This is a genomic window from Citrobacter sp. U14242 (assembly GCF_046555775.1).
GTDB lineage: Bacteria > Pseudomonadota > Gammaproteobacteria > Enterobacterales > Enterobacteriaceae > Citrobacter.
Map to the genome: position 1 here is coordinate 381,361 of NZ_JBKGLW010000003.1, position 21,302 is coordinate 402,662.

20 protein-coding genes and 1 pseudogene are annotated in these 21,302 nt (G+C 49.9%); 12 read left to right on the forward strand and 9 right to left on the reverse strand.

The features are described 5' to 3' along the window. Positions 1-10: 10 nt before the first annotated feature. The gene (locus ACLJXE_RS06760) at positions 11-580 is read right to left on the reverse strand and encodes a DJ-1/PfpI family protein (RefSeq protein ID WP_271449952.1); all 570 of its coding nucleotides are present in this window, start codon (positions 578-580) and stop codon (positions 11-13) included. Positions 581-1,053: 473 nt separating this feature from the next. On the opposite strand from ACLJXE_RS06760, the pseudogene ACLJXE_RS06765 reads away from it, so the two are divergent. The 4 genes and pseudogenes from ACLJXE_RS06765 (at position 1,054) to ACLJXE_RS06780 (ending at position 5,393) form a co-directional block, all read left to right on the forward strand. Then, positions 1,054-2,165, forward strand: a pseudogene (locus ACLJXE_RS06765) (agmatine/peptidylarginine deiminase). Between the two features lie 146 nt (positions 2,166-2,311). Next, on the forward strand, positions 2,312-2,842 hold the full coding sequence (locus ACLJXE_RS06770; RefSeq protein ID WP_410750478.1) for a tetratricopeptide repeat protein: 531 nt from the start codon (positions 2,312-2,314) through the stop codon (positions 2,840-2,842). 207 nt (positions 2,843-3,049) lie between these two features. Next, on the forward strand, positions 3,050-4,702 hold the full coding sequence (locus ACLJXE_RS06775; protein WP_410750435.1) for an ATP-binding protein: 1,653 nt from the start codon (positions 3,050-3,052) through the stop codon (positions 4,700-4,702). Continuing rightward, a complete protein-coding gene (locus ACLJXE_RS06780; protein ID WP_137384444.1) occupies positions 4,695-5,393 on the forward strand; it encodes a response regulator in 699 nt (232 codons plus the stop codon). The genes ACLJXE_RS06775 and ACLJXE_RS06780 overlap by 8 nt, the downstream gene beginning before the upstream one ends. 5 nt (positions 5,394-5,398) lie before the next feature. On the opposite strand, the gene ACLJXE_RS06785 is transcribed toward ACLJXE_RS06780, so the two are convergent. Continuing rightward, a complete protein-coding gene (locus tag ACLJXE_RS06785) occupies positions 5,399-5,623 on the reverse strand; it encodes a hypothetical protein (protein WP_410750480.1) in 225 nt (74 codons plus the stop codon). On the opposite strand from ACLJXE_RS06785, the gene ACLJXE_RS06790 reads away from it, so the two are divergent. The 4 genes from ACLJXE_RS06790 (at position 5,577) to ACLJXE_RS06805 (ending at position 10,297) form a co-directional block, all read left to right on the forward strand. Next, on the forward strand, positions 5,577-6,665 hold the full coding sequence (locus ACLJXE_RS06790) for an ABC transporter substrate-binding protein (RefSeq protein ID WP_410750436.1): 1,089 nt from the start codon (positions 5,577-5,579) through the stop codon (positions 6,663-6,665). The genes ACLJXE_RS06785 and ACLJXE_RS06790 overlap by 47 nt on opposite strands. 76 nt (positions 6,666-6,741) lie before the next feature. Then, the gene (locus ACLJXE_RS06795) at positions 6,742-8,511 is read left to right on the forward strand and encodes an ABC transporter permease (protein WP_410750437.1); all 1,770 of its coding nucleotides are present in this window, start codon (positions 6,742-6,744) and stop codon (positions 8,509-8,511) included. Then, positions 8,504-9,574 (forward strand): ABC transporter ATP-binding protein, encoded by a 1,071-nt coding sequence (locus tag ACLJXE_RS06800; protein WP_410750438.1) that lies wholly within the window; start codon positions 8,504-8,506, stop codon positions 9,572-9,574. Before ACLJXE_RS06795 ends, ACLJXE_RS06800 begins: the two co-directional genes overlap by 8 nt. Before the next feature lie 381 nt (positions 9,575-9,955). After that, complete coding sequence (locus ACLJXE_RS06805; RefSeq protein ID WP_410750439.1) at positions 9,956-10,297, forward strand: DUF6388 family protein; 342 nt, start codon at positions 9,956-9,958, stop codon at positions 10,295-10,297. Positions 10,298-10,518: 221 nt separating this feature from the next. Here ACLJXE_RS06805 and ACLJXE_RS06810 read toward each other — a convergent pair whose 3' ends face one another. Together ACLJXE_RS06810 and ACLJXE_RS06815 are read right to left on the reverse strand one after the other, a co-directional pair. After that, complete coding sequence (locus tag ACLJXE_RS06810; RefSeq protein ID WP_182290916.1) at positions 10,519-10,779, reverse strand: excisionase family protein; 261 nt, start codon at positions 10,777-10,779, stop codon at positions 10,519-10,521. Between the two features lie 316 nt (positions 10,780-11,095). Then, complete coding sequence (locus ACLJXE_RS06815) at positions 11,096-11,287, reverse strand: hypothetical protein (protein ID WP_266027923.1); 192 nt, start codon at positions 11,285-11,287, stop codon at positions 11,096-11,098. Between the two features lie 328 nt (positions 11,288-11,615). Here ACLJXE_RS06815 and ACLJXE_RS06820 point away from each other — a divergent pair, with 328 nt between their 5' ends. Together ACLJXE_RS06820 and ACLJXE_RS06825 are read left to right on the forward strand one after the other, a co-directional pair. Then, on the forward strand, positions 11,616-12,146 hold the full coding sequence (locus ACLJXE_RS06820) for a hypothetical protein (protein ID WP_410750440.1): 531 nt from the start codon (positions 11,616-11,618) through the stop codon (positions 12,144-12,146). A 247-nt stretch (positions 12,147-12,393) separates the two neighbouring features. Further along, positions 12,394-12,855: a hypothetical protein gene (locus ACLJXE_RS06825; RefSeq protein WP_061066851.1), complete on the forward strand. Its 462-nt coding sequence runs from the start codon at positions 12,394-12,396 to the stop codon at positions 12,853-12,855. Between the two features lie 57 nt (positions 12,856-12,912). Here the strand turns inward: ACLJXE_RS06825 and ACLJXE_RS06830 are convergent, their stop codons facing one another. The 3 genes from ACLJXE_RS06830 to ACLJXE_RS06840 form a co-directional block, all read right to left on the reverse strand. Then, positions 12,913-14,700 (reverse strand): lytic transglycosylase domain-containing protein, encoded by a 1,788-nt coding sequence (locus ACLJXE_RS06830; protein ID WP_410750441.1) that lies wholly within the window; start codon positions 14,698-14,700, stop codon positions 12,913-12,915. Then, positions 14,697-14,879 (reverse strand): hypothetical protein, encoded by a 183-nt coding sequence (locus ACLJXE_RS06835; protein ID WP_079938906.1) that lies wholly within the window; start codon positions 14,877-14,879, stop codon positions 14,697-14,699. Before ACLJXE_RS06835 ends, ACLJXE_RS06830 begins: the two co-directional genes overlap by 4 nt. Positions 14,880-15,030: 151 nt before the next feature. Next, the gene (locus ACLJXE_RS06840) at positions 15,031-15,618 is read right to left on the reverse strand and encodes a hypothetical protein (protein WP_410750442.1); all 588 of its coding nucleotides are present in this window, start codon (positions 15,616-15,618) and stop codon (positions 15,031-15,033) included. Positions 15,619-16,352: 734 nt separating this feature from the next. On the opposite strand from ACLJXE_RS06840, the gene ACLJXE_RS06845 reads away from it, so the two are divergent. Together ACLJXE_RS06845 and ACLJXE_RS06850 are read left to right on the forward strand one after the other, a co-directional pair. Next, positions 16,353-17,429, forward strand: coding sequence for a type II toxin-antitoxin system RnlA family toxin (locus ACLJXE_RS06845; protein WP_410750443.1), 1,077 nt, complete (start codon positions 16,353-16,355; stop codon positions 17,427-17,429). A gap of 1 nt (position 17,430) precedes the next feature. Continuing rightward, positions 17,431-17,790 (forward strand): type II toxin-antitoxin system RnlB family antitoxin, encoded by a 360-nt coding sequence (locus ACLJXE_RS06850; protein WP_410750444.1) that lies wholly within the window; start codon positions 17,431-17,433, stop codon positions 17,788-17,790. A 357-nt stretch (positions 17,791-18,147) separates the two neighbouring features. Here ACLJXE_RS06850 and ACLJXE_RS06855 read toward each other — a convergent pair whose 3' ends face one another. Both ACLJXE_RS06855 and ACLJXE_RS06860 read right to left on the reverse strand, forming a co-directional pair. Then, a complete protein-coding gene (locus tag ACLJXE_RS06855) occupies positions 18,148-20,958 on the reverse strand; it encodes a DUF927 domain-containing protein (protein WP_410750445.1) in 2,811 nt (936 codons plus the stop codon). After that, positions 20,951-21,295: a hypothetical protein gene (locus tag ACLJXE_RS06860; RefSeq protein WP_410750446.1), complete on the reverse strand. Its 345-nt coding sequence runs from the start codon at positions 21,293-21,295 to the stop codon at positions 20,951-20,953. Before ACLJXE_RS06860 ends, ACLJXE_RS06855 begins: the two co-directional genes overlap by 8 nt. Positions 21,296-21,302: the final 7 nt, after the last annotated feature.

Genomic DNA, 21,302 nt, shown 5'->3' on the forward strand with positions numbered 1-21,302 from the left:
CCGCTATCCGTTACTTCATTAATACTTCAACAAATTTAGCCAACCAGGCAGGATGGGCAGGCCACGCCGGCGCGGTAACCAGATTGCCGTCGACGTGCGCCTGGTCAATCCCGATATCGGCATAATGCCCACCGCTCAACCGAACTTCTGGCGCACACGCGGGATACGCGCTGCAGGTCCGATTTTCTAACACCCCGGCTGCCGCCAGCAATTGCGGGCCATGACACACAGCGGCGATAGGTTTACCCGCAGAGTTAAAGTCTTGTACCAGTTGAATGACATCCGGATTCAGACGCAAATACTCCGGAGCCCGCCCACCAGGGATCAACAAAGCGTCATAATCCGCCTCACGCGCATCAGAGAAATTCGCATTCAAGGTGAAGCGATGCCCTGGTTTCTCACTGTAGGTCTGCGCCCCATCAAAATCGTGAATGGCGGTTTGAACATAGTCACCTTGTTTTTTATCCGGGCAGACGGCATCAACCCGGTGACCGAGCATTTGCAGAGCCTGGAAAGGCACCATCGTTTCATAATCTTCGACATAATCCCCGACCAACATCAGAATCTTCTTCATGCACATCCCCCACTCACGGTTATTAATAATGAGAAATAACGGCCATCTTTACTATAGTTCACACGACTCAGGACATTAATAAATACCGCAGAACAATCGGCTGGATCACAGTCTACACAGAGTCCCGCCAGAAGGGTCTTCTGTGAGTCAAATAAAGCAAGCACATTTAATAAATATAAATTATCTATAAATATATCGTTGAGAAATTCTAATATTGGCAAATTTTACGCGTCATATTGAATATCGCCAATTGCAACCTATAATCTCTGTGTTATATTTCACCTGAAATTCAGGAGGCTTTTTTATTTATTATTTAATAAATAAAAACCTCCATGTTATTTATCTTCTATACACAAAATCATTCAAGTTGCATTGAGGCGGTAAGTGAGCACAGCCCATGCAGGGCTGCCTGAAGGATAACGTGTATATTATTATTTTATGCACCTGATATCAGGTGAATAAATACAGAGGTTATTCGCATGATAACAAGACGTTCATTTGTCAGGCAGAGCCTGGTGACTTCAACGAGTCTGCTACTCACCAGCATGACGGGGATCAGTTTCAGCCAGGTTGCCAGCGCTGCAGAGGGCCGCCGCTGGCAGATGCCGGATGAAGGGGCACCTCATGCTGCCACCTGGATGGCGTTTGGTGCCAGTGCGGCGATCTGGGAACCTCACCTGCTTCCCGTGGTACGGAAAAATCTGGCGCTGGTCGCGAATACCATTGCTGCCTTTGAACCCGTGAATATGCTGGTGCGCGAAGAAGACCACGCGCTCGCGGCAAAGCTATGCGAGCCATCAGTTAACCTGCTGGTTCATCCGATTGACGACCTGTGGATCCGCGATACCGGACCGGTATTTGTGAAAGCCCCCACGGCGTGCCCGGCGGCGTTGGATTTAACTTCAACGGCTGGGGCGAGAAGCAGGAACACGATCGCGATGCCGAAGTGGCTGAGTTTGTCACGGATCATGCTAAAGCTGAATTTATCCGCTCAACATTGATTCTTGAAGGTGGTGGGATAGAGGTAGACGGCGAAGGGACAGCCATGATTACCGAAAGTTGTGTGCTCAATCCCAACCGCAACCCGGGCGTCAGTAAAGTTGAATGTGAAGCCGAATTAAAGCGCCTGCTGGGACTGGATAAGATCATCTGGCTACCAGGTATTGCCGGAAAGGATATTACCGACGGCCATACGGACTTTTACGCCAGGTTCACACATCCGGGTACGGTGGTAGCGGGTCTTGAGCAGGATCCATCATCGTTTGACTACGCCGTCACCCGGCGACATCTGGAAATCTTACACACAGCCACAGATGCAAAAGGACGACACCTGAACGTGATCACGCTGGAAGGACCATCAACTATTCGCCAGAGCTATGCGAACGGTGATTTTGCCGCCGGTTATATCAATTTCTATCTGTGCAATGATGCCGTCATTGCACCGGAGTTTGGCGATAAACGCACAGACCGTAACACGCGCGATATTTTGCAGGAGCAATTTACCGGGCGTGAGATTATTCAATTGAATATCGACGCTATCGCAGCCGGTGGCGGCGGTATTCACTGTGCGACCCAGCAACAGCCGCGTTAGCGGCGCCTCGCTCCTGGCTAATAAAGCGGTGTATTAAAAATAAACGGCAGGTCAATTTATAGGCATCGATAATGAATAAAGCATGGTCTGCGCGGTTTACAGCATGCAAGAACCTTCACTCATACCGAGAGGACAGGACCATGAAGATGCACGCCATGACGAAAATACTGCCGTTGATTTGCCTGATCTCAGGCGGGCTGCTCTACTCCGCTGCAGCCAGCGCCATGGGAAATGACGATACCACCACACCAACATGCCCGAAGGGTCAGGTCTACGACAACAAAACCCAAAAATGTTTGCCAGAAAAAAGCAGCATGATCGACGATCAGGATAAAACGCAGTATGCGTATCACCTTGCGAAAACCGGCCATTATCAGGATGCCATCCATTTACTCGATACCTTACAGCAGCCCAATACGCGTGAAGCCTGGAACTATCGAGGCTATGCGACACGCAAGCTAGGGCGTACGGATGAAGGGATAAGTTACTACCAGCGATCGATTGCCCTTGATCCGCACTATGCGAAAGTGCGCGAATATCTTGGGGAAGCATGGATGGTTAAAGGCCGCCCCGACCTGGCGAAAGCGGAGCTGGCAACCATTAAGACTATCTGCGGCACCCAATGCGAAGAGTATCGCGATCTGAAAGCCGCGATCGACGGACACCCGGAGTCATAGATCGAAAATTCCAAAAAAATACCGTCAACGATGCGCATTCTCAATGAATACAGCCGTTGGATCGCATCGTCGACATACCGTTTATTGTCTCAGAAATTCGCGGAGAATGTAGGCAGTTCACAACTCTGTCGTCCCTCGATTACGGTTCGTATTTTCGCATGATAGGCTTTTCAGATGATCCTTTCTGCCCTGGCCGCTGCGGACTACATGAAACTCAGATTGTCCTTTCAGGTAAAGCTGTTCCTCTCACTGGTGGCTTTTTCCTGCCTTCTGCTGGCGCTGCTTGGCGTATTGCTGTTTCACTTTATCGACCGCCAGTTGCACCACGATTTGGGCCAACGCGCGCGAGTACAGGCCAGCGAAATTGCCCTGATTCCCGGCCTGGCAGAAAAAGTACAGCAGCGGGATATTCCCGGTATCGCACAACTGATTCAGCCACTGCGCGCCGAAAGCGACGCCAGCTATATTGTGATTGGTGATGCGTGCGAACAGCATCTTTACCACTCAGAATCCCCGGAGCGCCTTAACCTGCCGATGATCGGCGGCGACAATGCTGACGTACTGAAGGGCAAAACCATTATCACAGTGCGTAAGGGCGGGATCGGTGTCTCGTTACGCAGTAAGGCACCTATTTTCGATAGCCAGCATCAGGTCATCGGCATTGTCTCCGTCGGTTACCTCACCTCCTACATCGCCAATATCAACGCCCGCCTGCTGTGGCGCACCGGAATGTACGGCCTTGCCCTGCTGCTGCTGCTGTTTATTTTTTCCTGGTTACTGACCCGCACACTGAAAAAACAGATGTTCGGACTGGAACCAAAAGATATCGCCCAGTTGATGCTACAGCAAAAGGCGTTACTGGAAGCCATGTACGAAGGTGTGTTTGCGGTGAATGCCGATAAGCAGCTCATACTCATCAACCGCGCTGCCAGGGAAATGCTCAATATTCGCCAGAGTGAACAAGCGTTGCTCGGCAAGCCGCTGGATGAGGTGATTCAACTGCCACCGTCGTTTTTTGCGCCGGGCAATACCGCTTATGACAGCCGCCATCACGATCATATTACCGTCCTGAATCAACGGGAAACCATCGTCAACCGCGTGGCTATTGAAGTCGAGCCGGGAACTCAAAGCGGTTGGGTATTCAGCTTCCGCGATAAGAACGATATCAATACGCTCAGCAGCCAACTCAGCCAGGTGACCCGCTATGCCGATAACCTGCGCATCATGCGCCACGAGCAGCTCAACTGGACGGCGACGCTCGTCGGCCTGCTGCAAATGCAGCGCTATGACGACGCACTGCGTTATATCCAGGTACAGTCAGAGGGGGCCCAGCAGGTACTGGATTTCCTCTCCAGGCAGTTTGTCTCTCCGGCGCTGTGCGGCCTGCTGCTGGGGAAATATGTCGGTGCCCGCGAGAAAGGTGTTGAACTGATTTTCGACCCTGCCTGCCAGCTCTCGCGCCTGCCGGAAGGGCTGAGCGAAACAGAGCTGATGTCAGTAATTGGTAATCTGGTGGACAATGCTGTCGATGCCACGCTGAAAACGCCAGCCCGTACCGCGCCGGTGGAAGTGTATATATCGGATCGCAACCACGAACTGGTGATTGAAGTGGCTGACCGGGGCTGTGGCGTTGATGAGGCCATGAAGCCGCATATTTTTGAGCAAGGCTTCACCAGTAAACCCACCGACAGCAGCGAACTCACCGGTTCAGAACATGGTATTGGCCTGTACCTGGTCGCGGGCTACGTTCGCCGGGCCGGTGGCAGCATCGAAATGAGCGATAACATCCCGCAGGGTACCGTATTTTCGGTTTTCATCCCGTTCCAGATTTCACTTTCGACAGGACCTTCCCATGACTGATATCCGCCCTCTTGAGGTTGTTATTGTTGAAGATGAGCCGCATCTCGCACAGCTGCATCGGGAGTTTATTGAGCAAAACTTCCACCTGCGCATCGTGGGGATCGCCGGCTCGCTGGAACAGGCCCGCGAGCTGATCCTCCGTCATCGGCCACGTCTGCTGCTGCTCGACAACTATTTGCCGGACGGTCAGGGCGTTGAGCTTATTGATAGCCCGCTGCTCAAACAGTTTGAGTGCTCGGTGATATTCATCACCGCCGCCAGCGATATGCAAACCTGCAGCCACGCTATGCGCAGCGGCGCGTTTGACTACCTGCTAAAACCCGTGTTTTCCCACCGTCTGCGGGCCTCGCTGGAGCGCTTTATGTTGCTGGTACACACTCTGCGTCAGGTGAAGGTTGTTGACCAACATGCACTGGATAAACTGTTCAATTTACCCGCGGGTGAGGCATCAACCCAGCCATCAACAAAGGGCATTGAACCTGCAACGCTTGAGCGGGTGAAGCGTATTTTCAGCGAACATCCGGATACCAGTTGGTCAGTCGAACAGGTGGTGGAAGACGCAGGGATCAGCAAAACTACGGGTCGCCGCTATCTGGAGTATTGCGTGGAAATTGGTTTTATTGTGATTGAGATTCAGTATGGGAATATTGGGCATCCCAGGCGGTTGTACCGGAAAGCCGATCGGGGATAAGTGCTTTATCGCAAAAAATGAGGAGGATTAAGCGCTGCGCTCACGGTTTCTATGGTGTTAATTACCGAAACAACGCCAACAATCACATTTCCACCAGCCGGCTCTCTCCCCCCTCTTGTCTCTCCCCTTTCATCCGCCATATTGACTTTTAGTTCCTCAAATGTAACTAGAGGGTTAATAATAATGGCGAACACATTCCGCATCTCTCTGATCTCTGCTGCTGTTTTCATGTCGTTTTCTGCCCTGTCCGCGCTGCCGCAGGGGTATCCGGCTGACTACCAAAAGGTGGTTGATGCCGCCACCAAAGAAGGCAAAGTCGTGGTTTACTCCACAACGGATACCAAAGCGGCGGGGCCGCTGATTCAGGGCTTTGAAGCCACCTATCCGGGCATCAAAGTTGAATATAACGATATGAACAGCACCGAGCTGTATAACCGTTATATCAGCGAACAGGCTGCCGGCGGCGGCAGCGGTGACGTCATCTGGAGCTCCTCCATGGACACCGCGATGAAGCTCGCGACCGACTATGCCATGGAGTATGTTTCAGCAGAGCAGAATCAGCTACCGAAATGGGCGGTCTGGCACAACAAAGCATACGGCACCACCTACGAGCCGGTGGTGTTTATTTACAACAAGCGCCTCATCCCGGCGAACGAGGTTCCGGATTCTCACGCCGCGCTGGCAAAGCTGATTGCAGGCCAGGTGGATAAATTCAAAAGCAAAGTCACCACCTACGATATCGAAAAATCCGGGGTTGGCTTCATGCTATCGGTGCTGGATTACAAGGCCGATCCGAACTACTTCAAAACATTGGCCGACGTGGCGAAAGGCGGGTTAGCCGTGCAATCGTCCACCGGTACTATGATGGAGAGGGTTTCATCGGGTGAAAATCTGATTGGTTATAATATCCTCGGCTCTTACGCCGAAGCGCGTGCCAAAAACGACCCGTCACTTGGGATCGCCTATCCGAAGGACTACACCCTGGTACTGTCACGAGTTTCTTTCATCAGCCAGCAGGCAGAACATAGCAATGCCGCCAAACTGTGGCTGGACTATGTGCTGTCTGAAAAAGGGCAAAACATCCTCGCCAACCAGGCCGATATTCCGTCTATTCGTAACGATATCGAAGGTAAAAATGACATCGACGGTATGACCAAAATGCTGGGTAGCGCGCTGAAACCGATCCCGGTTGATGAGTCATTACTTGAATACCTGCAACCGAAAAAACGTCTGGATTACATCAAACAGTGGCGTGAAGCCGCGGCCAAATAAGAGCCAGAACCGGGCGCACGGTTCACTGGTGCGCCTGGTGCTCGTTTCCTGAATACGTGTTACCGGATCTCCGCTTATGAATGCATTACGCAGAAAGTGGCAAAGCTTGCCGCGTGGCATCGTCGTGCTGTTAACCGCGCTGGTTATCTACACGCCGTTGTCGTTCATCGTGATACAAAGCTTTTTGTCCGCGCCGTTCTTCTCGCCGGCAAAGGACTGGAGCCTTGAATCCTTTGGCTTTATTTTTACCGACCCTGACTTCTATAAGGCGCTGAAAAGCGGCTTTATTCTCGCATTCGGTCTGGTCATTATCGCCATTCCTCTGGGCGGCATACTGGCCTTCCTGATGGTACGTACCGACTTACCGGGTAGACGTCTGATTGAGCCGCTGATCCTGGTGCCTATTTTTGTTTCACCGATGGTGCTGGGTTTTGGTTATGTGGTGGCCGCAGGCCCGGTAGGCTTCCTGTCACTGTGGGCACAATCGCTGATTGGCTTCGTGCCGTGGAATATCTACGACATGTCGAGCATCGTGGTCATTGCAGGCCTGACACACGTACCGCACGCTTATCTGTATATCTCGTCAGCGCTGCGCAGCGTGAGCTCAGACGTGGAGGAAGCCGCGCGTATTTCCGGCGCATCCCCGCTGCAGGTCATGACATCAGTCAGCCTGCCGATGGTTCGCCCATCAATTCTGTACGCCGTGGTGCTGTTATTTTTCCTCGGTCTGGAAGTCTTTGGTCTGATGCTGGTACTGGGCGATCCGGAAGGCAACATGGTGCTGGCGACTTACCTGTATCAGTTGACCAATAAACTGGGTACGCCGTCGTATCACCTGATGGCGGCAGTTGCCGTGGTACTAATCTGCCTGACCATCCCACTGGTAATGCTACAGCGTCGCCTGATGCGTACCGCTAACCGCTTCGTCACCATGAAGGGGAAAGCCTCGCAGGCCCGCGCGTTACCGCTGGGTAAATGGCGCTGGATAGCGGGTGCTGTGGTCGCGTTATGGCTGACCATCACCATTGGCGTACCGTTGATGGGCGTGGTGCTGCGTGCGTTTATCTCCAACTGGGGGGTAGGTGTGTCGCTGTGGGATGAGCTGTCCCTCAGCACCTTCCGTACCATCTGGGAACAGCCGAATCTGTTGCGGGCCATCGTCAACTCCATGGCGATTGGCGTGATCGGCGGCGCGCTGGCGGTAGGTTGTTATCTGTTTATCGGCATCGCGATGCACCGCAAGCCGGATAACACCACACGTTTTCTCGACTACAGTGTGCTGGTGCCCCGTGCAGTGCCGGGCCTGCTCGCGGGTCTGGCGTTTCTGTGGGTGTTCCTGTTCTTACCGATGTGGCTCGATAACGCGCTGAAATCCGGCTGGTTATCCGGCATGCCGTGGTCGCAGTGGTTGCGAGACACGCTGATTGTCTGGCTGCGCTCGCTGCGTAGCACCATTTTCAGCGTCTGGCTGGCGTATACGGTGGTGTGGATGGCCTACGGTCTGCGCCTCATCTCCTCAACATTGCTGCAAGTAGGGCCAGAACTGGAGGAAGCGGCTCGCAGCACCGGTGCGACGCGTGGGCAGATTACCCGCCACGTTACCATTCCGCTTTCGCGGTATGGGCTGATTGGCTCATGGCTGCTGATGTTCCTGATCTTTGAGCGTGAGTATTCAACGGGCGTCTATCTGCTGTCGCCGGGCACGGAAACCATCGGTTCGATGCTGGTATCTCTGTGGGCGACAGGTGCTATCGACATCGTCGCCGCACTCTCGTTTATCAATATTCTGTTGGTAGTGGTGGGCCTGGGTATTGCCCTTCGTTTTGGAGTGAAATTACATGATTGAATTATCGGTCGAGAACCTGCACTTAACCTACGGCGATAACCCGGTGCTAAAGGGCGTGACCATGGAGCTCAAACGGGGCGAAGTGGTTTCGTTACTGGGGCCGTCCGGGAGCGGTAAAACCACCCTCCTGCGCGCGGTGGCCGGGCTGGAAAAACCGACACAAGGGTCAATTACCATCGGCAACAACAACGTCTACGACGGCACGCCGCGCAGCGAAATCCCAGCCGAAGAGCGTAACCTGGGGCTGGTGTTCCAGTCCTACGCCTTGTGGCCGCATAAAACCGTATTTGAGAATGTGGCCTACCCGTTAAAGTTGCGCAAAGTCCCCACCGCAGAGATCAACCAACGGGTACAGGGTGTGTTGGATCAACTGGGCCTGGGACATCTGGGTAAACGCCATCCGCATCAACTTTCTGGTGGCCAGCAACAGCGTGTAGCGATTGGCCGGGCGCTGGTTTATAACCCACCCGTGATCCTGCTCGATGAGCCGCTATCCAACCTTGATGCAAAACTGCGGGAAGAAGCGCGCGTATTCCTGCGTGAGCTGATTATTAATCTCGGGTTGTCCGCGCTGATGGTGACGCATGACCAGGGAGAAGCGATGTCGATTTCTGACCGCATTCTGCTGCTCAACAACGGCAAAATTGAACAACAGGGTACGCCGCAAGAGATGTATGGTTCCCCAAAAACGCTGTTCACCGCTGAATTTATGGGCAGCAACAACCGTCTGCATGGCAAAGTCACTGAAGTGCGTGACGGCAAGGCACGTATTGAAGGACGTGACTGGGTACTGTGGGGTCAGGTGGGTGACGGCGTTCAGGTTGGCCATGAGGGCACCGCGGTGATCCGCGTTGAACGTGTGGCGCTGGCCGACGAGCCAGGCGAAAACCAGTTGGCTCTCCCGTTGCTCACCAGCATGTATCTCGGTGACCGCTGGGAGTACTTGTTCCGCACCGTGGCTGATGATTTTGTCATCCGCGCCTACGGCAACGAAGTACGTGATCCGCAACACTGCCACCTGGCGTTACCCGAAAAACATGTTTGGGTGTTCCCAAAGTCCTGATGCCAGAAGGGAGCGGCTGTCGCTGCTCCTTTTTCTGGAGGAAGGATAGCGGTAATACAAAAGATATATTTGAGTACAATGGGATGATGATGCTGCTCATCGTGCCGATAACATCAAACGGCCGGGCACAGGAAAGGGGAAAAATCAGTCCGAGGAAATAAAGAAATGGTGCGATAATAGGAACAATACACAACAACAAAACATCATGATTTAAATGACTTTTTATTATTTAAGTTTTTAAACATACCCCCAAAAGTACCCCCACATTATTTTTCGCCATAAATAATCGTTCATTTTTTGCTCATGATATTGAATCCACTCGGCTTCAAACTTCAGCAAGTTGTCGCTATCCTTGATAACAATCACAAAAGGATAAAACTGATGACTATACAAGATTGCTTCGATGCTGCCAGAGCGCAGTTTATACAGGAAAACCAGGCACTAATTCTAGAAATTGAGCACGAAGCTGCTCTTCACGCCAAAAACTTGGGACTGACCGAAAGCCAGTTCATGGAATCCGAGCTTTCACGCAATTTCGCATCCTCTCTTGCTCGATTCAGTAAAGGGCAGGATACCGCAATAACAGTAATCAAAATGTTCGCTCCAAATGAAACCATCAGAAAAGAACTCCTCACCGAACACCTTTCAAAAGTAGCAAGCAGTATAGGGATATCGCTGGAGGAGTATCTCAACTTAAACCATATAGATGTTAACAACCTTTAATAATTCTCCGTTACGCCAGTTTCTTAGGTTTATGGCGAAAGCACTTTTTCTATTACGCCAGTTTCCTAAGTTTATGGGGAAGAGAACGTCTCACTTTCTCCAGAAACTAAAGAAACTGGCGTAATAATAGAGATTCTGCGTTTTGGCATCACATCGACTTCGGGAAACTCACATCGACCTTGCATAAAATCCATGATCAACAGAATGCCAGTGAAACCCGGTTATCCGGCCGAGCGTTTTGTTCGCGGTATTGCGGGCTTCTGACGCTCAACCCAGTTATCAATTTCTAACCGGTTATACATGATCGGACTGTTATCTTTTGGCTGGCAGTCACCGGAGTAATGCCGGTACTCCCGACCTTCCATCCAGGACTTCTCCCGGGCAGATTTGATGGCATGTTTAGTCAGCCCCGTTATTGCCATCAATAGCTCTTCGGAGACCCACTTATTGGGAACTAGTTGGATAATGCTCTTCTCTGACATACAGACACCATTAAGTTTGACTCATCATGCCAGTGAGCATATCGAAGACGCTATTTTTTAACGTGAACAGACCCAAGCTATAGAAACTCTTTCATGTGTACTAAAAAAGCGTTAGTTCAGTTGGTTCAGTCGGTTCAATTTGTAAAGACTGTTGTTTTTAAATGGATTATTTTCAAAAAGTGAACCAACACAACCCTGTTTTGAACCAACATGAAGAGGCCGTGAACCAACACGACGCTTAAAAACTGCTCTTCAGAGGGAAAGTTAGGACGGAATCCACCAGCATGGTACTTGCCCGGTGCTTATATGGTGCCGATCATCTCACGCGACGCGGCGATGGTTTGTTCCATTGGTAAGCAGGGCCGGTCATCATTTCGCGGTACTGCCTAGATAGGGCGGTACCCTCTGCCAACTGGCGTTTCAACTCCCGCAGTTCCAGCGCTTCGAGCTGGTGGCCGTCATGTTCAAGCTTAGCAATGGTCAGTAACTCGATTTCGCGTGGTGTCATGGCATCTCTCCCTGCTGGTAGTGATCAGCATTGTAATGCCCGCCACGATATACATCACTGGCTGGCAATGAGTGAAGTCTATGCGTGAAACTGTATCCACAACATGTAGAATATCACTTGTTGTCCAACTCTATGGTTGAAGTGATAGGCCTATACAAACACTTGCCATTCGAGCATCGCTCAACGCATAGCTGAGGGCGGGATTTAATTTGTCAGTAATGGATTATCAAGCCTGTGTGGTGATTTGGTAGATGACGGACATTAATGCCACTCCCAGATGCTCTGATTAGGCGATTAAGTCATACCTAAATTATCTTTGGAACCGAACGTGAAATTAATAGATATTGAAAAGTGGGCGCCACATGTAGGGGTTTTCATGCTTGAATTTGGTGCGGTGGAATCATTCACCCGCAGCCTTCTTGAAGAGATGATCCCGCCGACAATATACAAGCATATCAAAGAGATAACATTAAATAAAAAAATAAAAATCATCATTGATGTACTTAAATGCTCCGAGGAACACCCAGACCTTCAGCAGGAGCTAATCCTAGCTTACAAGCATATTGATGAGCTAACTCAGATTAGAAACATTATCGCCCACAATACTGTTAAGCTTGTTTTTTGGCAGGATATTGAGCCTGGGGATTCTCCATGCGATGAAGCCTTATACAGCGATAAAAATGCTAAAACCATTTCACTTGATGAGATTAAGGCCTACAACTCTCAGTTAAGTTCACTTGTTGAAACTTTGTATCGTATTGAAGGCACTAAAAGGGGAAGACAAGTTGCTAAAGATCTCGAATATTTCAAAATATCTGGGTTAAGTTTCTCAGGTTTTGACAGCAAACAGAATGAATAAGCGTAGTTTTGCTGCGTACCGTCCTGCGTACTGCGAACCCCTGTATTTTGTATGGCGTATTGCTAGTCTTTGCTACAAGCTTTAGTCGACAAGATATCCAGCTAACTTTAGGGTTTAATCAAAGGCATGCTGCTATCCAAGATTAGGAGGCATAGCTTACTCCTACACTTGTTTGCATTGAAACCAGGTAAACTATTTTCCAAGCATCATTAACGTTATGCTTTTGGAAAACACTCAAGGATGTGAAATGAACAGATTATCAATCTTTGCTGTTTCCATAATCGCTGGATTCAGCTTCTGTAAAAGTGCGGCTTCTGCTCCTACTGCGGACACCATCATGATGGCCTGTGCGGCTATTACAGCAAGTGCCCATGATAAGCTTGACGCAAATGTGGAAAGAATCGCGGGAAGCACTTTCAACGATAAAGTGATGGATGATTGCGAATGGCTGATAGAAGGGGCGAACGGCGACCCCAAATTAGCTTCGCATGGGTATAAAAAAATAGTTAAGCATTATGAAGACTGGGTAAATAAGAACATCTCCAGCCCATTAACAACCGATACGCAAAGATACATTTTTACCAACCTGTTAAACGAATACAAGCAAGCTATGTCAGAAGTGGTTCGTGCTGCTGGTGACTATAAATATCTACAACAGCAAGCTGATGTGACAAAGAGGGGCATGGGTGTCCCGCTGGATAAAAAATAATTCGCTCTCATTATCAATGATGAGATTTATTAGCACGCCACCCAACCCACCAGCTTATCAATTGACGCTGCTTGAAAATGCCTGATTCGTTGATGCGCGTCGATTCATCTCTTTAAACCCTTCAGCTAGCTTTGAGGCTTGGTCGGTGGTCGCGCTAACCTTTACCTCTCCTATGTTTTGGCTGTTGTAGTTGTTCACAACACTCTGCGCATAGGATTGGTTGGAAGAGCCATTGGCCAGCCTGGCTTGCGTAGCATAGTAGTCACGATATCTATCTGTGCCAATCGAGTTATTTGCATCGCTCAGCCCCATTGCTGTACGAATTTTACCCGTATAATCCCTAGTTTCTTTTGGTAATTTTGCTGGGTCGCTTCCGTTGGCGATCCACTTGTCAACATTCCCCATCCCCCAGTTATAAGCCATTAAAGCGTTATCAAGGTTACCGTCATATTTCTTTAATAGCTTACTCATGTAGATTTGTGCTGCCGCTCGTGATTTTTCAGGATCAAGTCGGTCGTCAACTTGGTCATCAACACGCAAGCCCATCTCTCTGCCTGTATCAGCCATAAACTGATACTCACCGACAGCACCTTTATGACTATATAGTTTCGCTCCATCACTAGATTCTACCTTCCTGATGGCATCAAGTAGTGTTTCAGTAGCCCCGGGGATATCCCACTGAATATTATCCCCCATCACGGTGCCGGGCTTACGACCATAATCAGTATCAAACCCAATAGCTCTTGCAGCATCACCGATATTTCGCTTTGTATAGCTTAATGATGATTCAGCACTGTCCTTAATATTATTCTGGTCGTTGTACAGGTATGTGCCATACGCAACCAAACCAGCCAGCCAAGGAGGGATCCCCGCGACTGTTACCTTGCTTCCTACATAAGCTGCTGCCAGTAACTTTAGTGCGTTCTCAGCGCCACCTACGGCCTCTGTAAATCGCTTGGCGGTCTTACCAGCATCATCAAAGAAACCGATAATGTTTCCGTGGTTATTCTCAATCCATGAGCCAAACGCTTTCATTCCGTTAACGACATCAGGGGCAAAGGCAGCCGCTAAATCAGTTTTCAGTCGCGTGAACTGTGAATCCAATTGCCCAAGTGTAACAGCTACTCTTTCCTGCTCCCTGACCTGCTGGGCGGTGATGTTCGACTTCTTCGTTTCAGAATCGACCAGAGACTTTAGCTCACCAGATTTAATCTTGGCTGCGTCTGTCGGGTCGAATCCGGCTGCCGCCATCACCTGCATCAGGTTTTCCTGAGAATGGGATTTGCCGTAGCGGGTAAACTCCCCCAGCGCCTTGTTAGGATCGCCAAGGTTATTGATGTTCAGCCCGGTACGCGCACCTAACACCATCAGGTTTTGCGCCGCGCCGGTGAGCCCACCAAAGATTGTTGGGTCTTTGATATTAGCCAGCGCCATACGGGCATTACCAGAAGCGCCAATAAAGGAATCAGCATTAAGGCCCGCCTGCTGGAATCCTCGACGAACACCGAATAACTTATTCACATCAGTACCGAAATACTTTGCCTGATTGCTCGCACGAACGATTTCGTTGGAGGTTGAGGTGAATAGCTGTTTGATGCCGTAAAGGCCAGCGCTTAGCCCGAGAAAGCTGGCAGCAGCTGTCATAACGTTGCGTGTAGCAGAGGCGGCGGATTTACCGAATTTCTCAAGTTCTTCCCGCTGTTTTTTTAGTTCTTTCTCTCGCTCTTTTTCCGAGCGGGATAACTCCTGGTTTAGCTTTCTGATTTCATCCTGTACCTTCCGCTTTCCGTGCAGGAATTCATCTGTTTTTACTGTGACCTTGTATGCCAACTCGTTAATAATCATGCGGACACCTTCATTTTTGCGTGCATCGCCAGTGCGCTATCCACCAGCCCGCGAGCGATTTCATGAATAGAGGGCGCAACCCCGAGCCCTGACTGTTTGCGTTGTTGCTCCTGAATATTTCGAATGGCCTGCAACTGCGCATCACTGAGCAATACAGGCTTGACGCTTTGTTTAGACATTTACCACCTCCTGATATTTATACAGTTATTTTAGTTGCAACAAATGAAACGATCACCATATTTATTGCAATTAATGAAAGAGTAAATTCGATCATTACCAGAAGGGGAATTGATGGAAATCGGAGGGTTGAACAGACTATCTTCCAACGAGTCAGTTGGTAGTGGACGACCTATCTACTCTTCCGCAGATTTTATCGATCACCGGCGCGAAAGCCTGCCAGTAAGCACTCTCATAGCGAACCAGCACAGCAACTTTTTTGTTGAATGTTTCCCAGCGCATTCCCTTCGGCTTAAGGAAGGAATAAGGATGGTTAGCCAAATTACGAGTATGTTTGGTGTTTCCCCATATGGCGTAACGCTGACGGCGTATTTTCATTCTCATCCGGCCTAACCTGTCCTCGCTCTGGCTTGCGTAGTGAAGATTCCAGCACTTACGGCAGGCGATATCCTTTTCCCCTATGTACAACTTCGCAACCCGCTTCCCGCAGCATGGGCAGGTATACCATTGCCGAACACCGTAGCCAGCATCAGTAAGGGAGATTCTGATTAGCCGTGTAACGCCGTTAATGGTCATGGCGTAGCCGTCCGCCTGCTGCGTGGTCCACAGGGTACCGCTCACAGTCTGGCAAGAAAGCTGCGCTTCTGGAGAAGCCCCCACCAGCATGCGGCGAATATTTGCCAGGAAGGGCAATCCGATGCTGGGCAGATCCGTTATGTGGTGGCGCGTTCGGTTTCTCACTGGTTACCCTTTCCTCTGCGCAATGTTAAGAAATGTTAGGATTTGCACTGCGCAAAATGAATACGAAATTATATGAGTATTTAGGTGCGAATTCGCAAAGCCTATACGCAATTCGCACATGAGAATATCAGCATTCATGCAGCATACAGCCTAGGTTTGGCTGTAATTTCATTTCTCGATTTGCGCAGTGGTATCTGTTTCGTATCTGGAGATATTTTGCATGCTGTGAATTCGCAATTGCCTACGAATTGTTCAGATTTCGCGTCAGGCAAAATCACGCTTTTCCCGCCAAGAACAGAGTAAACGCCATTGACTCAATTTCCCGTTCTGAATATCAATAACATATGTTTACTCCGGAGATTAATACTCAATCTCATGGCGAAGGTTCGCACTGTGAAAACTCTGTTTTGCTGCGAACTGCGAACTGCGAACTGCGAACCAACAATAGAATCTCTGATTCAACTATATACCCTCTAGTATTTGAGTTTCTTTCCTCAAGCTAACTCCCCTGAGCGATAGCTCCCCCCCTTGACAGCATAAAGCGCTTAACTTTAAGCATCGCCTCTCTGAACCAGTTTCTGGAACACCCAGTAAGAAGGTTGCCATTACCCCTGTTAATTATTACTTATTGATAATGTTTGGTTTAATGAAATTGTTTACTAATCCAATAAATCTGATTTACTTAACATCCTTTGTATAATCATTCGCCCCCAATGTTCCGCAGGAGAAGCCTCATGTCAGAGGAAAGGGATTACACTTCACTCAACCTAGATCGTAGATGTATCGCTGAAACCACAAATCAATTCTGTGAAACAAATTCATTACAAATCAGAGGAATATCAGACAGACCAGGCGGCCCAGGCAATAGAATTCTCATAGGCAGGCCTGGAATTGAAGACGCCACCCTCGATATCTATTTCAATAATGATGGAACTTCGACGCTATCCTGGAGGCTTGGAAAGAACCGTCCTTTAGGAGAACAGTTAGCAGACAAACTATATGACACTATAAATCCTGATGAATTTCAGTCTGTTAATATGACTCTAATAGGGATTGAACGGGCAGATATTCAAGCAATTATTGACTTACTCGCAAATGACGAAAGTAGGGCATTTAATGTAGCACCAGAAGAACGCGCGACCAGTATCATGTGGCGGCTTCAATGTCCTGAGCACAATGATTCTCTAGTTGTAACTCATCACTCTTCAAGAAGATTGCAAATCCAGGGCCGCCCACTTACGTGTTACAGAAAGCTTGTTTACCTATTGACAGATATCCTTGATCTGGCTGGGTTGGAGTTGGTTTTGAGTCGTTCCGAACAGAATGTCTCAGTAATTGTCAGACGGGAAGTAGCGGCTGAATTTCTAAAAAAAATGCTCCCAAATTCCTTTGAAAACTTGCCTGGTTTGACTCGCGACTTGTTAGTTTCAGGGCAATGTGTCAAACTTGCTGGCCCATCTTTGCCTGAGTATTCGATGTTACTGTTTCCAGAACTACGTTCGCTCGAAGGGGCATTGAAGGCTAAGTTGGACGATTTTGGTTTTGATTCGGATGGTAATGATTTTGGTTACTTTTTTGATTTCGACCGCCCATCAAGAACTTATGCACTTAAAACATCTTTTCACAACCATATAACCAACATTCAGCTAAGATCTGATCTGAGCGAAGCTTACACTTTCTTTCAGAAGCACCGACACTCTCTTTTCCACATGAACAGTGCAGAAGAAAGCAGTCGAAAAATTACTGGCATTCAACAGCTTTTGGCTCTTTCAGAATCAGCCTATGAGCACATAGACAAACTATACAAATAAAATGTTTAAAATAAGGCACTTAAAGGACAGTCAATATAAAGTTGTTGTTGTAGCTACAGGTTACGACACGCCTTTGTCATGCCTAAATATTATCGCACAGCGCCTTACGGAAGAGGCGTTTCATGGCCCTGTACTGTTTGACCTTCTGTGCTCCAATGGACTTGAAGATAACAGATTTGCTTCCATTTCATTTGATGGTAAGTCTTTCTTAAAAAAGACGTTCCATGTTGTGGACGAGCAGTTATTGCCAAAGCAGCTTTTAAAAAACCAAAACGAATTTTTTATAACTCATGAATCTATACTAAGCGCATCTGTTTTAACAAAATCCGAAATATACAATCTGGTATCCGCCGCACGATAACCGTATAAAATAGATTAAAATCAATATAATACATTAAACACTCTGAACCTTACTTCTCAACCTAGCCAATCAGAGCACCCTACGCTCATTCATAAAATAGAGTCAGCATCGTTCTCCCCCCTATATAGCCTGCTACTTCGCATATTAAGCAGAAATAGTGTTGGTTCATTTGTGCTTTCTGTTGGTTCACTCCCAGCCAGGAAGAATGTCGCAATCTGTTGGTGTTGGTTCAATTAGGGCATTTGTTGGTTCAGTGTTGGTTCAAAATGAAAATAAAAAACCTTATAAAACAAAGATGATTACAAATTGAACCAACTGAACTAACTGAACCAACACCTAAACTACGTATGTGAAAAATTATTCTTCTTGCTGGCCGTACTCCTCTGGCTGATAACTCAGGACATACACGTTAAATTGCCGTCCCTGAATGCGTGGCGATTTCCTTTGGTACCCGCGCCCGCTGGTGGGCGGGTTGAGCATTCCTGAGCTTTTCAGGACTTCAGCAAACTGTTTGGCATTAAATCCCTTCGCTATTTCCTGCTCAAAGGCCGAGGGGAAAGTGTAGAAAATCATCGGGCTTTCCTCGTGTTCCCCTCTCTGTCGATACCCGGCAAGATCTTTTATAGGTAGATCTGCAGGACTGTATGGGAATGGGGCGAACCGGCTCAGGCCATGCGCATTTAAAAACGCCTCTGTCTGCTCAATTATTTGCTGGTGCTCTTTGTTGCCGGTGCCGAACTCTCTCACCCATGCGTTATAGCTGTGCTGTATCGCATCACGGCAAGTCTGAGCATCCCACCCAGTAACTACGTCACCCAACAATAAAGCCGCCTCCAGAATGGCAAAGCGAGCGCCTACGCGGTGTACCTGTTCGCCATAGTCGGCAGGTATCAGACTGCGCCAGCGGGCTTCACACTCACGAACGGTATCAATGGCCTGCTGCTGGTGGTCTGCCAGCCACTTGATCCACTCCCGCCCGGCAGCGCCGTGATGGTGCTGGTAAGCATCTTTCAGCGCGTCGGCGTGCTGTTTGCCGTTCTGGTGGTTGTGGAAGCGTACAGCCTTACTCAGCGGGATATTCAGCAGGCGCACCAGTTGCCCAGCTTTGGTCTTGCGTCCGGCGGAGGCTATAAAGGTTTCTAAGTCCATTTCCCCGGTACTGATCGCCACGGTGCGCCAGCGTTTCAAATCCCGGTTGCCGCCTTCCTTTGCCCCCTGCAATTTCCCCACGCCGTTAAACAGCGCATAGGCAGACTGTGACACGCTTATCGGGTCGGAGCCCTGCCCAACTTCATCCAGCGGCATCAGCCCGTCATTGTGGGCAGCAGCTTCGTTTGCCAGCCCCAGAGCTGTGCCGTACCACGTCAGGCGGAGTAAGTCTGGATTGCCGTATAAGCTGCTTGCCACGTTCGCCGTAGTGGTCTTGCCCGCGCTCGATTGCTCATAAAAGTGGATCCCGAACCCATCCGCGCCCACCAGCCCAATTAACGGAGCTGCGAGAGCTGCCCCGATCCCGGTCATCATGGAATAGTTGCCGAAGGCCAGATGTGCCACACCATCCCGCCAGCTACCGGTGGTACCCTGCACGGTATAACCGGCGGCGGCTGAGCTTCGCCCATTAAACAGAACGGGGTTTGCCGGCGAACCAATGATTTCCCCATCCGGCATAATGTACGCCCCGCACTGCCAGCCAGTAGCGTGAGCCACGCGCCACAAATCACGGGAACCGCTACGTTGTAGCCAGTCGGCCAGGATCGCCCGTAGGCTGCTTTTGGTTGTGACGTTCACCCCTCCTGCTTTTAGGGTGCGCCAACCTTCACGCTCACCAATATCGGCCAAGGGGATTGCTGCGGTAGTCGGGATATCTGAGCCAAAAGCCAGCCATCGAATAATCAGGTACTGATCTTTGTCGTCTCGCCCGGTGCCGATAACTTCCAGCGGTGAGCACAACCAGCTTTCATTGTTGATAATCGCCCCGCTCTCTTTGCCCACCTTTGGAGACACGTAGAAAACGCCATCATCCCGGCTTTCAATGCGGGGTTTTAATGGGTCTTTATCACTCGGTACACTTACCGTGTTCTTACCGTCATCAGGTAAATCCATTGCCGTAATCTTGCCGTTGGCGGGAAAATTTCTTGTTGTGATCTTGTTGTCCTGAGTTTCCGTCTGTGGCTGATATGCAGATTCGTTAAAAGCTAATACAGACGCGTCCAGCCCGTTTTGCTGGTGGTAGTCGTTCCAGTCAGCTTTATGGTCTGTCGGTGGCAGCGAGACCCAACCCACCACGGATAAGGCAGTTTTCTCTGCAGCTTCCTTTCCTGTGTTGGCGTGTCCTTCGTGGCAATCGTTATCTGCAGCAATAATGATTTCTGCGTCCGGGTATTTCCGTCGCATCACTTGCGCTACGGGTAGCAGGTTGCCAGCGTCGATTGCTGCCACTGTCAGCGCGTCAGGGAACATTAAGTGAACAGACAATGCCGTTGCCAGCCCTTCGGCAATTAAAACGCTCTGCGGCGATTCTGGTGCGTTTACGGCATGATATGCCCCGCGCTTTGCTGAACCGGTAAGGAGTCGCTTTTCTCCCTTTGGCGTAATGGTCTGCGCGGCAGTTACAGCTCCGGATTCGTCCACCAGCGGCAGTAAGATTGATCCATCGGTAAGAATGGGGAGGGTGAATCCACTCACCCCCTTAGCAATAAGGTACTCAGATTCGCCCTGCGCGGCATTCTGACGCATCCCATCAAACAGACGGGTAAATGTCGCCCGGCGCTGCGTTGCGTCATTTTCTGCCCGCTGCTGGCGCTCCTGCTCACGTCGTTGGCTCTCAGTCTCCAGTTGCTTCCGCCTCTGGCTGGCTTTCGCTTCGTCCTGTTCCTCTGCCCGGGAATCAATACCCAGCACACCAGCGGCAAGCTTCGCCGCTTCTGTGGTGTCGCAGTTGTTCACCTTCTTAATCAGGTCCAGGCCGTCGCCAGCACCGCACTGGTTGCAGATGTGAGCGCCGCGCCCGTTGTCGTCGAACCGGAAGCGATCCGTCCCGCCGCATGCGGGACATCCTGCGTGGCGGTGAGGCGAGTCGGGAACATCGATATTCAGGCCAGCCAGCACATGAGGCCAGTTGTTCGCTGCGGCGCTGGTCACTTCACGAATAAGGTCGATATTACGCATTATTTCCCCCTACCGTTGCGCCCATGTCGGCAGTCATACTGGTCCACGCGCTGATCCCTTCATCCGTAATTCCCTCAGCATCAACGCACCGGGACAGATACGCGATCCCGATACTTTCCCATTGTGCCGCCGGATAATGCTCTTTGAGTGCCCCCAGTGCGTAACCATCAACAAGGTCACGCATCCCTTTGATACCGCCGATAACCTCCACGCGAACATCCTCACCATTTGCGTCAATCATGAAGTAATCACCGCCGTTGGTCGCTGTGATATGGTCATACAGCGCCGCCGCATACTGGTTAGCCAGCGCATTCAGTCGAAAGTTTTTAGTAATCATGCTCTCT

What these genes read in the sequence shown, in the direction of transcription:
- ACLJXE_RS06830 (WP_410750441.1), bottom strand. Translation starts at nt 14,700, where the DNA reads ATGATTATTAACGAGTTGGCATACAAGGTCACAGTAAAAACAGATGAA.
- ACLJXE_RS06805 (WP_410750439.1), top strand. Translation starts at nt 9,956, where the DNA reads ATGACTATACAAGATTGCTTCGATGCTGCCAGAGCGCAGTTTATACAG.
- ACLJXE_RS06780 (WP_137384444.1), top strand. Translation starts at nt 4,695, where the DNA reads ATGACTGATATCCGCCCTCTTGAGGTTGTTATTGTTGAAGATGAGCCG.
- ACLJXE_RS06825 (WP_061066851.1), top strand. Translation starts at nt 12,394, where the DNA reads ATGAACAGATTATCAATCTTTGCTGTTTCCATAATCGCTGGATTCAGC.
- ACLJXE_RS06800 (WP_410750438.1), top strand. Translation starts at nt 8,504, where the DNA reads ATGATTGAATTATCGGTCGAGAACCTGCACTTAACCTACGGCGATAAC.
- ACLJXE_RS06835 (WP_079938906.1), bottom strand. Translation starts at nt 14,879, where the DNA reads ATGTCTAAACAAAGCGTCAAGCCTGTATTGCTCAGTGATGCGCAGTTG.
- ACLJXE_RS06770 (WP_410750478.1), top strand. Translation starts at nt 2,312, where the DNA reads ATGCACGCCATGACGAAAATACTGCCGTTGATTTGCCTGATCTCAGGC.
- ACLJXE_RS06775 (WP_410750435.1), top strand. Translation starts at nt 3,050, where the DNA reads ATGAAACTCAGATTGTCCTTTCAGGTAAAGCTGTTCCTCTCACTGGTG.
- ACLJXE_RS06855 (WP_410750445.1), bottom strand. Translation starts at nt 20,958, where the DNA reads ATGCGTAATATCGACCTTATTCGTGAAGTGACCAGCGCCGCAGCGAAC.
- ACLJXE_RS06760 (WP_271449952.1), bottom strand. Translation starts at nt 580, where the DNA reads ATGTGCATGAAGAAGATTCTGATGTTGGTCGGGGATTATGTCGAAGAT.
- ACLJXE_RS06810 (WP_182290916.1), bottom strand. Translation starts at nt 10,779, where the DNA reads ATGTCAGAGAAGAGCATTATCCAACTAGTTCCCAATAAGTGGGTCTCC.
- ACLJXE_RS06815 (WP_266027923.1), bottom strand. Translation starts at nt 11,287, where the DNA reads ATGACACCACGCGAAATCGAGTTACTGACCATTGCTAAGCTTGAACAT.
- ACLJXE_RS06845 (WP_410750443.1), top strand. Translation starts at nt 16,353, where the DNA reads ATGTCAGAGGAAAGGGATTACACTTCACTCAACCTAGATCGTAGATGT.
- ACLJXE_RS06790 (WP_410750436.1), top strand. Translation starts at nt 5,577, where the DNA reads ATGGCGAACACATTCCGCATCTCTCTGATCTCTGCTGCTGTTTTCATG.
- ACLJXE_RS06860 (WP_410750446.1), bottom strand. Translation starts at nt 21,295, where the DNA reads ATGATTACTAAAAACTTTCGACTGAATGCGCTGGCTAACCAGTATGCG.
- ACLJXE_RS06785 (WP_410750480.1), bottom strand. Translation starts at nt 5,623, where the DNA reads ATGAAAACAGCAGCAGAGATCAGAGAGATGCGGAATGTGTTCGCCATT.
- ACLJXE_RS06850 (WP_410750444.1), top strand. Translation starts at nt 17,431, where the DNA reads ATGTTTAAAATAAGGCACTTAAAGGACAGTCAATATAAAGTTGTTGTT.
- ACLJXE_RS06795 (WP_410750437.1), top strand. Translation starts at nt 6,742, where the DNA reads ATGAATGCATTACGCAGAAAGTGGCAAAGCTTGCCGCGTGGCATCGTC.